The organism is Streptomyces sp. MK7, assembly GCF_032658145.1.
Taxonomy (GTDB): Bacteria; Actinomycetota; Actinomycetes; order Streptomycetales; family Streptomycetaceae; genus Streptomyces; species Streptomyces spiralis.
This window is the reverse complement of record NZ_JAVACL010000019.1, coordinates 84498-97074: the sequence shown is the minus strand read 5'-3', so window position 1 is coordinate 97074 and position 12577 is coordinate 84498. Positions and strand designations below refer to the sequence as shown.

Below are 12577 nucleotides of genomic sequence, written 5' to 3'. Positions count from 1 at the left end.
CCTCTAGGCCCCGAGCATCCCGGCCCACAGCTCGGGGAAGTCCGGAAGGGTCTTCGCCGTCGTCGCCACGTTCTCGATCCGCACGCCCTCGACCGCCAGGCCGATGATCGCGCCGGCCGTCGCCATGCGGTGGTCCTCGTAGGTGTGGAAGACCCCGCCGTGCAGCCGGCGCGGGCGGATGTGCAGGCCGTCGGCGGTCTCGGTGACATCACCGCCGAGTTCGTTGATCTCCTTGGTCAGCGCGGCCAGCCGGTCGGTCTCGTGCAGCCGCAGATGGGCCACGCCCCGCAGCGTCGAGGGGGAGTCCGCGAGCGCGGCGACCGCGGCGATGCCGGGGGTCAGCTCGCCGACCTCGCTCAGGTCCACATCGATGCCGTGGACCGACCCCGAGCCGGTGAACACCAGGCCGAAGTCGGTCAGCTCGCAGGAACCACCCATCTCGGTGAAGATCTCCCGCAGCCGGTCACCGGGCTGGGTGGTCCGCTCCGGCCAGTCCGGTACGACCACCTTGCCGCCGGTCACCAGCGCCGCCGCCAGGAACGGCTGGGCGTTGGACAGGTCCGGCTCCACGGTCAGGTCCCGGCCGAGCAGCGCACCCGGCGTGACCCGCCACACGTTCGGCTCGCCGCCCGACTCCGGGGTGTCCACCTGGGCGCCCACCGCGCGCAGCATGTCGACCGTCATCCGGATGTGCGGCATGGACGGCAGCGTGGAGCCGGTGTGCCGGACCTCGACGCCCTGGTTGAAGCGCGGGGCGGACAGCAGCAGGGCACTGACGAACTGCGACGAGGAGGAGGCGTCGATGTCGACCGGGCCGCCGTCCAGCGCGCCGCTGCCGTGCACGGTCATCGGCAGGGCGCCCCGGCCGTCGTCGTCGATGCGGGCCCCGAGCGCGCGCAGCGCGTCGATCACGCCCTGCAGCGGGCGCTCGTAGGAACGAGGGTCGCCGTCGAAGCGCACCGGACCGTCGGCCAGCGCGGCGACCGGCGGCAGGAAGCGCATCACCGTGCCGGCGTTGCCGACGTCGACCGTGGCGGGGCCGTGCAGCCCCGCGGGGATCACCCGCCAGGCCTCGCCGGAGGCGCCGGCACCCGACGCGGAGGACACCGTCTCCTCGATGCCCACGCCCATCGTCCGCAGGGCGCCGGCCATCAGCAGCGTGTCGCGGGAGCGCAGCGGGCGGCGCAGCCAGCCCGGCTCCGAGGCGAGGGCGGCGAGCACCAGCGCGCGGTTGGTGACCGACTTGGACCCGGGCACGTGGACGGTCGCGTCGACGGCGCCGCTCGCGTGCGGGGCGGGCCAGAGGGCGGTGTGTGCGGGGTTCGGGGCCATGGACCCACTCTATAAGGATGCGGTAGGACAGGCCGTCGTTCGGGTGCGGCCCGGCCGGAGCCGGTCACGCCGGGCGGCGGACCCGTACGCCCCGCACCGCCGGAGCCGTACGCCCCCCACCGGCGGAGCCGCACGCCCTCGCGATCCGGAGCCGTACGTCCACCGCACCTCCTGGAGTCGTACGCCCCTGTGGCCCGGGGCGCGCGGGCCCCCGAGGGCCCCGTCACACCCCCAGCAGCCAGCGGCCCCCGCCCATCAGCGAGCACAGCGACACCGCGTGGAACAGGAACAGCCACAGGCCCGCCGGTACGTGCGTCAGCCGGGACAGCTGGTCCGCGTCCGAGTCCCCGGCGCCGCCGCGGGACCGCTTGGCCTGGAGCTCGAAGGCCGGCCGCACCCCGCCCAGCAGCAGGAACCACACCACCGCGTACGCGAACGCGGCCTGCACCTGGGGTCCGGTCAGCCACGACACCAGCAGGAACGTACCGCCCGTGACCAGCACGGTCAGCGCCCCGTACGCGTTGCGGATCATCACCAGCATCGCCACCAGCAGCGCCGTGGCCACCCACAGCAGCAGCGTGATCCGCCCCGCGGCGAGCAGCGCAGCGCCGCCCAGGCCCAGCAGCGGGGGAGCGGTGTAGCCGGCGGCCGCGGTGAGGATCATGCCGGCGCCGTACGGCTTGCCACGGCTGACGGTCAGGCCGCTGGTGTCGGAGTGCAGGCGTATGCCGGTCAGCGTGCGGCCGCTCAGCAGCGCCACCAGGCCGTGGCCGCCCTCGTGGGCGATGGTGATGGCGTTGCGGGAGACGCGCCACAGGGTGTGCGGGACGACGACGGCGAGCGCGGCGACCGCGGTGGCGATCACCACCCACACGTCCGGATCGGGCTGGATGCCCACGAGCCGGTCCCAGAGGCCGGGCAGCGCGATGGAGGCGAGGCTGTCCATGTGTTCCGGTGGCTCCCTGTGCTCGCATTCGGAAGGGGCGGCGCGAAGCGCCTCGTTGAGGGGTGGTGGTCGGGGGACGGGTGGGCCTGGCAGTGTTGCACGTATGTGCGGACGGTATGCGGCAAGTCGCGGAGCCGAGGATCTCGCAGGAATCTTTGAGATCGAGAAGTGGGAGCCGGAGGAGACCCTTGAGCCCGACTACAACGTGGCTCCGACCAAGGAGGTCCATGTCGTCCTGGACCGTCCCTTGAAGGACGCCGAGGACAAGCGTCCGGTTCGGCAGCTGCGGAAGCTGAAGTGGGGCCTGGTGCCGTCCTGGGCGAAGTCCCCCGAGGGCGGCGCCCGGATGATCAACGCACGGGCGGAGACCGTGCACGAGAAGCCGTCGTACCGGCGCGCCTTCGCCGTCCGGCGATGCATCGTGCCCGCCGACGGCTACTACGAGTGGGTCACCGGCACCCAGGAGCGGGAGCTGGAGGTCGAGGGGAAGCGGAAGCGGCCGCGCAAGCAGCCGTACTTCGTGATCCCGGCGGACGGATCGGTGTTCGCGATGGCGGGGCTGTACGAGTTCTGGCGGGACCGCACGCTGCCCGACGACCATCCGCTGGCCTGGTGGGCGACCTGCTCGGTGATCACCACGGAGGCGGAGCGCACCCCGCTGGCGGTGGCCCCGGCCGAGGGTCCGCGCTCGCTGGCCGACATCCACCCCCGGATGCCGCTCCTGCTCACGCCCGACCGCTGGGACGCCTGGCTGGACCCGGCCCGCACGGACGTGGACGACCTGCGCGCCCTGCTCGCCCCGCCGCCCGCCGGCCTGATGCGCGCCTACCCCGTGTCCACCGCCGTGAGCAACGTCCGCAACAACGGGCCGGAGCTGCTCAAGGAGCTGCCCGCACCCGAAGAGGGCACACTCTTCTGACATGACTACGCAGACGGTCGGCACCCCGGAGACGGTCGCCACGGACGCGGGTGAGGCCCGCGTCACCTGGCACAGGGCGAGGAAGCCCGCCATGGTCCTCGCCGTCGGCCATGGCGCCGGGGGCGGCATCGAGGCGCGGGATCTACGGGCCCTCGCCGAGGTGCTGCCCGCGCGCGGGGTGAGCGTGGCCCTGGTCGAGCAGCCCTGGCGGGTCGCCGGGAAGAAGGTCGCGCCCGCGCCGAAGACCCTGGACGTGGGCTGGCGGGGCGTCTGGCCCGCGCTCGCCGCCGAGGGGCTGCCCGTCGTCTCCGGCGGGCGCAGCGCCGGGGCGCGGGTCGCCTGCCGTACCGCCGGCGAGCTGGGCGCGCACGCCGTGCTCGCGCTGAGCTTCCCGCTGCACCCGCCCGGCAAGCCGGAGAAGTCGCGCGCCGACGAGCTGCTCGGCGCCGGGGCGCCGACGCTGGTGGTGCAGGGCGGGAACGACCCGTTCGGGAAGCCGGAGGAGTTCCCCGAAGGGCCCTACGGGCTGGTCGAGGTGCCGTACGGAGATCACGGCTTCGCCGTGCCGAAACGCGCGGAGATCACCCAGGAGCGGGCGCTGGAGATCGTCACCGGCGGTGTCGTGGAGTGGATCGCGTCACTCGGGTGATCTCTGGGAATGCCGGGTGACGGACCGCTGTTGACGGCGAAAGAAGTGCTGATGCCTCGGCACCGACGCCCCAGGAGAGGAAGTCCGCCGCATGGGTTCGACCATCTGCCCTCCCGCCTCCCACCACCCCGTGGACGGGCTGCGCCCGGCAGAGTCTGATTCCAGCCGCAGCCGCGCTGACCTGGACTGGTCCGTGCTGCTTGCGGCCAAGACCGCTCCTATTCGAGCGGCGGGAGGCACGGGTCGTCGTCTATCCTCCGAATCGAGTGGGACTGGTTTCGGTCCTGCGCCATCGTTTGAGGAGGTGGGTCCGGTTCCCGGTACCGACGCAGGGAACGACAACGGCCAGGCGGAGCTGCCCGAGAGCCAGGGCACGGGCGTGGACGAGTCCGCGGAGGCGACCGCCGAGCGCAGCGCGCGCTTCGAGCGCGACGCGCTGGAATTCCTCGACCAGATGTACTCGGCCGCCCTGCGCATGACGCGCAACCCGGCCGATGCCGAGGACCTGGTGCAGGAGACCTACGCCAAGGCGTACGCGTCCTTCCACCAGTTCCGTGAGGGCACCAACCTCAAGGCCTGGCTGTACCGGATCCTGACCAACACCTTCATCAACTCCTACCGCAAGAAGCAGCGTGAGCCGCAGCGCTCCGCCGCGGAGGAGATCGAGGACTGGCAGCTCGCCCGCGCCGAGTCGCACATGTCGACGGGTCTGCGCTCCGCGGAGTCGCAGGCGCTCGACCACCTGCCCGACTCGGACGTGAAGGAAGCGCTCCAGGCCATCCCCGAGGAGTTCCGCATCGCGGTGTATCTCGCGGACGTAGAGGGCTTTGCGTACAAGGAGATCGCGGACATCATGGGGACACCCATCGGTACGGTGATGTCCCGGCTGCACCGGGGCCGCCGTCAGCTGCGGGGCATGCTCGAGGACTACGCCCGCGATCGCGGACTGGTCCCGGCCGGTGCCGGAGAGTCGAACGAAGCGAAAGGCTCGGGCTCATGAGCTGCGGAGAGCCGCACGAAACGGACTGCAGTGAGGTACTCGACCATCTGTACGAGTTCCTCGACAGTGAGATGCCGGACGTCGATCGCACCAAGTTCGAGCACCACTTCGAGGAGTGCTCGCCGTGCCTGGAGAAGTACGGCCTGGAGCAGGCCGTGAAGAAGCTGGTCAAGCGGTGCTGCGGGCATGACGACGTACCCGCCGACCTGCGCGCCAAGGTCATGGGGCGGCTCGAGCTGATCCGCTCCGGTCAGACCGTCTCCGACCGCGATGTGACCGAGGAACCGGTCACCTCCCAGGAGTCCTGACCACCCCACGTGCGACGCGGGCCCGCCCCATGCGGTGCAGGCCCGCCCACATCCGGCACAGGCCCCTCGTCACCCGTACGTGCTAATCCGCGGGTTATCGGCCCACGGACGTCCCTCCGCGCCCCCTAGTCTCCCAGCCGTGGGCAGGCAGGACCGGCGCGACGGGGGAGGGACGGCATGGAGGCGGTTCCACCCCGGGCACGTGCGTACGTCGCCTGTGTCGCCCTCGGTGCCCTGGTCTGCCTGCTGCCGGTGCTGGTGCCGGTCACGGTGCCGCCGCTGGTGCCGGTGCCGGTGACACACGCGTCCTGGTGGGCCGTCTGCCTGCTGGCCGCCGTGTACACCGGCTGCGAGCAACTGGCCCGGCGGAGCTTCGCCGGGCCCTTCTACCCCGTGCTGCTGGCCGCGGCCTTCCTGCTGCCGCCGTCCGCCGCCGCGCTCGTCCCGCTGCCCGGCGCCCTGCTGGCCGCGGCCGGGCAGCGGCCCGAGGCGCTGCGCCGGATCTGGCGGGCGGCCCAGCTCGCGCTGGCCGTGTGGGTGGCGGCCGGGGTGCACGGGGAACTGGGCGGCCCGGGCGCCGTCGCCGACCCCGACTTCCCCTACGCCCTCGTCCCGGCCGGTGCCGCGGTGGTGGCGTTCTGCGGGGTGCTGACCGCGCTGGACGGCGGGGTCCGGGCGCTGGCGGCGGCGTCGCCCGCCCCGCCGGGCCGGCGAGGGCTGTTCGCCCGCTCCCTCGCGCCGACCGCGGTCCACGGGCTCGCCGGCCTGATGATGGCCGTGCTCTGGCGCAGCCCGTACGGGCCGGTGGCCGCCCTTCTGGTGCTGCTGCCGATGTGCGTGTCCTGGTGGGCGTACGCGCAGTACCACCGGGAACGGGCCGCCCACCAGGCGACGATCCGGGCGCTGGTGCAGGCGGTCGACATCAAGGACGGCTACACGCGCGGACACAGCGAGCGGGTCGGACAGGCCTCCATGATGATCGCCCGCGAACTCGGCATGGACGACGAACGCGTCGAGGTACTGCGCTTCGCCGGCATCCTGCACGACGTGGGCAAGCTGGGCGTGCCCACCCGGCTGCTGCGCAAGGACGGCCCGCTGACCCCTCAGGAGCGGCGGGTGATCGAACTGCATCCCGAGTACGGGCACGAGATGGTGCGCGGGATCTCCTTCCTCGGCGAGGCACGCTCGGCGATCCTGCACCACCACGAACGCCTGGACGGCAGCGGATACCCCTACGGGCTGAGGGGCGGCCAGATCCCGGAGTGCGCACGCGTGGTGGCCGTCGCCGACGCGTTCGACGCGATGACGTCCACCCGCTCCTACCGCAGGGCCCGGCCGGTGGGCACGGCACTGCGGGAACTGGAGCGCTGCGCGAACGCCCAGTTCGACCCGCGCATGGTCACGGCCCTGGTGCGGGCCCTGGACCGGCACGGCTGGCACCCGGCGGTCACGGCGGAGGACGGCACCCCGCCGCCCCCACCCGGGGACGGCGCACCGCGCGTCCCGGCCAAGCACCGCGCCCCCCGTGCCCCGGCCGCGTCGGCCGGGGGGCGCGAGGAGGCGTACGGGTGAGGTGGCCGTGGCCGTTGGTGCTGATCCGCGGGTCCGCCCTCGCCGTCGGCCTGCTGTCGCTCGCCGTCACGCTGTGGACCGGACTGGAGGAGCGCGGGGCGGCACTCGCCTTCGGGGTGCTCGTGCTGGTGGGGGAGCTCGCCCGGTGGTCGGGCGGCCAGGGCCGGGAGGCCGCCCCGCTGGGGGCCGCGGGCGCGCTGTCGTACGCCCTGTTGGGGCAGGACGCCGGACGGCCCAGCCACCACGGCGCCCTCCAGGCCGTCGCCGTGGTGCTCGCCGCCTGTCTGCTGGGCAGCGTGCCGCACATCGCGCTGGGGCGGGGCTCGACCCTCGACCACCTGGCCCGGCGGATCCTCACCGTCTTCTTCGCCGCCGTCTGCTTCCAACCGCTGTACGGCAAAGGCGTCTTCAGGGGGTGGGTGGGCCCTGCCTACCCCCTGCTGCTCCTCGCGCTCCTGGTGCTCACCGCCCTGTGCGGGGCCGTCCTCGCCGCCGTGCCGGCCCACTGCCGCACGCGGTGGCCCTTTGGCCCGCTGCTGCGGGAGGAGCTGCGGGGCCTGCTCGGGATCGGGTCGGCGGTGTGCGCGACGGGCGCGGTGATGGCCCTCGCGGTCGCCGTCGCCGGGCTGTGGGCGCTGCCCGTCTTCTCGCTGCCGCTGCTGCTCACCCAGCTGTCCTTCCGCCGGTACGCGGCCGTGCGGGACACCTACCGGCAGACCATCGCCTCACTGGCCCGGGCCACCGAGGTGGCCGGGTACACCCCGGCCGGGCACGCCCGCCGGGTCGCCGCGCTCAGCCGGGCCGTGGGACGGGACCTGGGGCTGACGGAACCGGAGCTGACCGTGCTGGAGCACGCCGCGCTCATGCACGACATCGGGCAGCTGAGCCTGGTCGACCCGGTGCCCGCGGGGGCGACGGCCGGCCTGCCCGTCGCGGAGCAGCGGCGCATCGCGCTGCTCGGCGGGGCCGTGGTCCGCCAGACCGGGGTCTCCCGGGAGGTCGCGGTGGTGGTGGAGCGGCAGGCCGACCCCTGCCGGGAGCAGCCGCTGCCCGCCCGGATCGTGCGGGCCGTGAACGCCTACGACGAGAAGGCGCGCGACGCCGGACCCGGCGGGCCGCTCAGGGCACTGGAGGAGCTGCGGCTGGCCACGGCCGGCGACTACGCGCCCGAGGTGGTCGAATCGCTGGCCCGGGTGCTGTCGCGGGACTGTCTGACGCTGCCCGCCACGGGGTAACCCATGGGTAATGAGCGCCCTTCAAGCCGTACGTGGTTGGATGCGAAGGAAAGGGAAACCGGGGGCAGAAGCCAGCCCACACAACGGAACTGGCAGGCGGGAATCGTGAGGATCTTCGGCAAGGGACGGCACCGGCCCTCCGCCTCCTGGCGGCAGGCCACCGATCGCGCGTTCACCCTGATCGGCGACGGCCGGTACGAGGACGCGGGTGCGCTGCTGACGCGCGCCGCCGATCTGGAGCCCTGGTTGTCGGAGTCCTGGTTCAACCTGGCCCTGCTGCACAAGTTCCGCCACGACTGGGAGCAGGCCAGGACGGCCGGGCTGCGGGCCGTGGCCCTGCTGGAGAAGGAGTCCGGCGCGCCGGACTGGTGGAACGTCGGGATCGCCGCCACCGCCCTGCAGGACTGGCCGCTGGCCCGGCGCGCCTGGCAGGCCTACGGACTGAAGGTGCCCGGGGGCGCGACGGCCGCCGGAGAACCGGTGGGCATGGAGCTGGGCAGCGCGGCCGTGCGGCTGTCGCCGGAGGGCGAGGCCGAGGTGGTCTGGGGCCGCCGCCTGGACCCGGCCCGGATCGAGGTGCTGTCCATTCCGCTTCCCTCCTCCGGGCGGCGCTGGGGCGAGGTCGTGCTGCACGACGGCGTGCCGCACGGCGAGCGGACCACCGCCGCCGGGCACAGCTACCCCGTCTTCGACGAGATCGAGCTGTGGGCGCCCTCGCCCGTGCCCACCTGGGTGGTCCTGCTGGAGGCCGCCACCGAGGCCGACCGGGACGCCCTGGAGCAGCTCGCCGCCGACGCCGGGTTCGCCGCCGAGGACTGGTCGTCGTCCGTGCGGCTGCTGTGCCGGACCTGCTCGGAGTCGCGGATGCCGTCCGACGAGGGCGACGGCGAGCACCTGGACCCGCACGACCACAGCGAGCCGGGGCACCCGGGGCCGCTGGGCCACCGCACCGACGGACAGCTGTGGGTGCCCGAGCGGGAGTGCGGGGTGGCCGCGCCGGCGTCCCTCGTCCGGGGGCTGCTGGACGGGTGGGTCGCGGACAGCCCGGACTCCCGGGACTGGCGGGATCTCGAAGAGGTCTGCTGACCCCCTGCCGACCCCCCGGTGTCCGACGGCGACCCGTGCGTCCCCCGGTCCCCTTAGGCTGTACTCGCAGAATTTCTCAGGCTTGCAGGAAGGCGTACGTCGGTCATGGCGCAGCAGGACACCGATCAGCAGCACGCGGGCGTGCTCCCCGTCGACGACGAGGGCTATGTCGTCGACACCGGGGACTGCGAGGAGCGCGAGACCGCGTGGCGCGAGCGCGGTACCTCGCGGCCGATCACGGTCGTCGGCAACCCCGTGCTGCACAAGGAGTGCAAGGACGTCACCGAGTTCGGCGACGAGCTCCAGCAGCTGGTCGCGGACATGTTCGCCAGCCAGCGCACCGCCGAGGGCGTGGGCCTGGCCGCCAACCAGATCGGCGTCGACCTGAAGGTCTTCGTCTACGACTGCGGGGACGACGAGGGCGTGCGGCACGTCGGTGTGGTCTGCAACCCCAAGCTGGTCGAACTGCCGGCCGACCGCCGCCGCCTGGACGACAGCAACGAGGGCTGCCTGTCCGTGCCCACCGCCTACGCGCCGCTGGCCCGCCCCGACTACGCCGAGGTCACCGGCCAGGACGAGCGGGGCAACCCGATCAAGGTGCGCGGCACCGGCTACTTCGCGCGCTGTTTGCAGCACGAGACCGACCACCTCTACGGCTACCTCTACATCGACCGGCTCTCCAAGCGGGAGCGCAAGGACGCCCTGCGGCAGATGGCCGAGAACGAGCCGCGCTACCCCGTGGTCGCCAACGACTGAGGATTGTCCTCCCGTCGGGGCGCGAGTGCCCCGTGTGCACGTGCCCCGTGTGCGGCGCCCGACCGGAACGACCGGTCGGGCGCCGCACTTGTGTGCGTCGGCATTCGACCTCTCGTGGTACTTGTCGAGCCAAAATCAGTCACACAAGGGGATATTCTCGGCATCCGGGGTAGTGAGTGGAGCAAATCCGTTCCCAGATCGGTCAGTTGTGGTGCTGAATGGGGGTGCGGGGATACGCGACGGCGTGCGCCGGGCACAGCGGAAGGGGCGGGCGCCACTGGCGGCTGAGAGGGGTTGTTCGTGCCAGCTTTCCCACACAGCACCACATCGACAGCGACTGCGGTCGCAGTGCCACCATCGCTCGCTCTCCCGGTGATCGAGGCCGCGTTTCCCAGGCAACTCCATGCCTATTGGCCCAAACTCCAGGAGAAGACCCGCTGCTGGCTGCAGGAAAAACGGCTCATGCCGGCGGACAAGATCGAGGAATATGCCGACGGCCTGTGCTACACCGACCTGATGGCGGGCTACTACCTCGGCGCCCCGGACGACGTGCTCCAGGCCATAGCGGACTACAGCGCCTGGTTCTTCGTCTGGGACGACCGGCACGACCGCGACATCGTCCACGGCCGGCCGGTCGCCTGGCGGCGGCTGCGGCGCGCACTGCACACGGCCCTCGACGCACCCCGGGAACACCTGCACCACCAGGACACCCTGGTCGCGGGGTTCGCGGACAGCGTGCTGCGGCTGTACTCGTTCCTGCCGGCGACGTGGAACGCCCGCTTCGCCCGGCACTTCCACACGGTGATCGAGGCGTACGACCGGGAGTTCCACAACCGCACCGAGGGCATCGTGCCCACCGTCGAGGAGTACCTCGCCCTGCGCCGGCTCACCTTCGCGCACTGGATCTGGACCGACCTGCTGGAGCCGAGCGCGGGCCTGGAACTCCCCGACGCCGTACGGAAACACCCCGCCTATCGGCGTCCGGCGCTGCTCAGCCAGGAATTCGCCGCCTGGTACAACGATCTGTGTTCACTGCCCAAGGAAATCGCGGGTGATGAGGTGCACAACCTCGGGATAAGTCTTGTGAAACACGACGGACTGAGTCTCGAGGAAGCGATCGCGGAAATTCGCAGGCGCGTCGAGGAATGCATATCCGAATTCCTTGTCGCGGAACGGGAGGCTTTACGTTTCGCCGACGGTCTCGCGGACGGCACGGTGCGGGGAAAGGAACTGAGTGACGCCGTGCGGGCCTGCATCGGAAATATGCGCAACTGGCTCAGTTCCGTCTACTGGTTCCACCACGAGTCCGGCCGTTACATGGTCGACAGCTGGGACGACCGGTCGACGCCCCCGTACGTCAACAACGAAGCGGCAGGTGAGAAATGACCGTCGAGTCGGTGAAGTCCGAGGCCCGGCCCGAGGCGGGAGGGGAACTGCGTGAGCCGCCCGTGGCCGAGGGGGCGGTCCCGCTCCTCGGCCACGGTCTGAAGCTGGCCCGCGACCCGCTGGCCTTCCTGAGCGGGCTGCGCGACCACGGCGACGTCGTCCGCCTCAGGCTCGGCCCGAAGACGGTGTACGCCGTCACCGCGCCCGCCCTCACCGGGGCGCTGGCCCTCAGTCCCGACTACATCATCGCCGGCCCGCTGTGGGAGTCCCTGGAGAGCCTGCTCGGCAAGCGGGGCGTGGCCACCGCCAACGGCTCGCAGCACCGGCGTCAGCGCCGCACCATCCAGCCCGCCTTCCGGCTCGACGTGATTCCCGAGTACGGGCCGATCATGGCGGAGGAGTCCCATGCGCTCGTGGCGCGCTGGCGCTCCGGCGAGGTGCTCGACGTCACGGCGGAGTCCTTCCGCGTGGCCGTCCGCGTCGCCGCCCGGTGCCTGATGCGCGGCAGCTACATGGACGCCCGTGCCGAGCGCATATGTGCCGCGCTGGCCACACTGTTCAGCGGCATGTACCAGCGCATGGTGGTGCCCCTCGGGCCGCTTTACAAGGTGCCGCTCAAGCCCAACCGCGAATTCAACCGCGCCCTGGCCGATTTGCATCTGCTGGTCGACGAGATCGTCGCCGACCGGCGGGCAGGCGGTCAAAAACCGGACGATTTGCTGACGGCTTTGCTGGAGGCGAAGGACGAGAATGGCGAACCCATTGGGGAACAGGAGATCCACGACCAGGTCATCGCGATACTCACCCCGGGAAGCGAAACCGTCGGTTCCACGATCATGTCGCTGCTCCTCGTCCTCGCCGAGCACCCGGATCTCGGGGACAAGATCCGGGACGAGGTGAAAACGGTTGTGGGGGACCGGCCGGTCGCATTCGAGGACGTCCGAAAACTGAGGTACACCACGAATGTCGTCGTCGAGACAATGCGGCTGTACCCGGCCGTATGGATTCTGACCCGGCGGGCGGTGACCGACACCCGGCTCGGCGGATACCGCATCCCCGAGGGCGCGGACGTCATCTACAGCCCGTACGCCGTCCAGCGCGACCACCGCTCCTACGACCGCCACGAGGACTTCGACCCCGATCGCTGGCTCCCGGAGCGGGCCAGGGCGGTCCCGAAGTACGCGATGGAGCCGTTCAGCGTGGGCAACCGCAAGTGCCCGAGCGACCACTTCTCGATGGCCGAACTCACGCTGATCACCGCGGCGATCGCCTCGGCCTACCGTTTCGAGCAGGCCCCCGGCTCCGACCCCAGGCCGCGCATCGGCATCACCCTGCGCCCGCGCCGTCTGCTGCTGCGGGCCCTGCCCCGCTGACCGGCCGGCGCCCGG

At 72.0% G+C, this 12577-nt stretch carries 12 protein-coding genes; 10 read left to right on the top strand and 2 right to left on the bottom strand.

The annotated features are described in order from the left end of the window. Window positions 1–3 precede the first annotated feature (3 nt). Together aroA and R2S09_RS21585 are read right to left on the bottom strand one after the other, a co-directional pair. Window positions 4–1332: a 3-phosphoshikimate 1-carboxyvinyltransferase gene (aroA, locus tag R2S09_RS21590; protein WP_316742678.1), complete on the bottom strand. Its 1329-nt coding sequence runs from the start codon at window positions 1330–1332 to the stop codon at window positions 4–6. A 223-nt stretch (window positions 1333–1555) separates the two neighbouring features. Beyond that, window positions 1556–2278, bottom strand: coding sequence for a M50 family metallopeptidase (locus tag R2S09_RS21585; protein WP_306190535.1), 723 nt, complete (start codon window positions 2276–2278; stop codon window positions 1556–1558). Between the two features lie 103 nt (window positions 2279–2381). On the opposite strand from R2S09_RS21585, the gene R2S09_RS21580 reads away from it, so the two are divergent. The 10 genes from R2S09_RS21580 to R2S09_RS21535 all read left to right on the top strand — a co-directional run bounded on the left by R2S09_RS21580 (window position 2382) and on the right by R2S09_RS21535 (window position 12562). Further along, window positions 2382–3197 carry an SOS response-associated peptidase gene (locus tag R2S09_RS21580; protein ID WP_316742676.1) on the top strand — a complete coding sequence of 272 codons (816 nt, stop codon included), beginning with the start codon at window positions 2382–2384 and terminating at the stop codon, window positions 3195–3197. 1 nt (window position 3198) lies between these two features. Next, on the top strand, window positions 3199–3846 hold the full coding sequence (locus R2S09_RS21575; RefSeq protein WP_316742674.1) for an alpha/beta family hydrolase: 648 nt from the start codon (window positions 3199–3201) through the stop codon (window positions 3844–3846). A 304-nt stretch (window positions 3847–4150) separates the two neighbouring features. Continuing rightward, on the top strand, window positions 4151–4846 hold the full coding sequence (gene sigR, locus R2S09_RS21570) for an RNA polymerase sigma factor SigR (protein WP_306190538.1): 696 nt from the start codon (window positions 4151–4153) through the stop codon (window positions 4844–4846). Then, window positions 4843–5154 (top strand): mycothiol system anti-sigma-R factor, encoded by a 312-nt coding sequence (gene rsrA, locus R2S09_RS21565; protein ID WP_306190539.1) that lies wholly within the window; start codon window positions 4843–4845, stop codon window positions 5152–5154. The genes sigR and rsrA overlap by 4 nt, the downstream gene beginning before the upstream one ends. Window positions 5155–5331: 177 nt before the next feature. Continuing rightward, a complete protein-coding gene (locus tag R2S09_RS21560; RefSeq protein WP_316742672.1) occupies window positions 5332–6726 on the top strand; it encodes an HD-GYP domain-containing protein in 1395 nt (464 codons plus the stop codon). Further along, window positions 6723–7961: an HD-GYP domain-containing protein gene (locus tag R2S09_RS21555; RefSeq protein WP_372337768.1), complete on the top strand. Its 1239-nt coding sequence runs from the start codon at window positions 6723–6725 to the stop codon at window positions 7959–7961. Before R2S09_RS21560 ends, R2S09_RS21555 begins: the two co-directional genes overlap by 4 nt. A gap of 105 nt (window positions 7962–8066) precedes the next feature. Beyond that, window positions 8067–9047, top strand: a complete 981-nt coding sequence (locus R2S09_RS21550; protein ID WP_306190541.1) for a hypothetical protein — start codon at window positions 8067–8069, stop codon at window positions 9045–9047. Window positions 9048–9152: 105 nt separating this feature from the next. Beyond that, the gene (gene def / locus R2S09_RS21545) at window positions 9153–9803 is read left to right on the top strand and encodes a peptide deformylase (protein ID WP_306190542.1); all 651 of its coding nucleotides are present in this window, start codon (window positions 9153–9155) and stop codon (window positions 9801–9803) included. A gap of 300 nt (window positions 9804–10103) precedes the next feature. After that, window positions 10104–11189, top strand: coding sequence for an epi-isozizaene synthase (cyc1, locus tag R2S09_RS21540; protein ID WP_316742670.1), 1086 nt, complete (start codon window positions 10104–10106; stop codon window positions 11187–11189). Continuing rightward, window positions 11186–12562 (top strand): cytochrome P450, encoded by a 1377-nt coding sequence (locus R2S09_RS21535; RefSeq protein WP_306190544.1) that lies wholly within the window; start codon window positions 11186–11188, stop codon window positions 12560–12562. Before cyc1 ends, R2S09_RS21535 begins: the two co-directional genes overlap by 4 nt. Window positions 12563–12577 lie beyond the last annotated feature (15 nt).